The following is a 251-nucleotide window of genomic DNA, read 5'->3' on the forward strand; positions in this document are numbered from 1 at the left end:
GTGCAAGGCCGCGCGGCCGCAGCCGCCACAGCATCCATGCACCGAGCGCGAAGCCGCACGCGTCCGCGGTGGCGGTCGCGGCGCCGATGCCGGCGATCCCCCAGCCGAAACCATACACATAGAGCAGCACGGCACCGATGTTCACCGCATTGATGAACACCTGCGCGACGAGCGCGAGCCGGACGCGCTGCATGCCGAGCAGGTAGCCGAGCACCACGTAGTTCGCGAGCGCGAACGGGGCGCTCCAGATC

1 pseudogene is annotated in these 251 nt (G+C 69.7%); it reads right to left on the reverse strand.

Features of this window, described 5'->3' with window-relative positions:
• Positions 1-251: pseudogene (locus tag AAEZ09_RS28800) on the reverse strand (MATE family efflux transporter); the annotation flags it as partial.

The sequence above is a fragment of the Pseudomonas sp. 65/3-MNA-CIBAN-0223 genome, from assembly GCF_040310425.1.
Classification (GTDB): domain Bacteria; phylum Pseudomonadota; class Gammaproteobacteria; order Pseudomonadales; family Pseudomonadaceae; genus Aquipseudomonas; species Aquipseudomonas gregormendelii.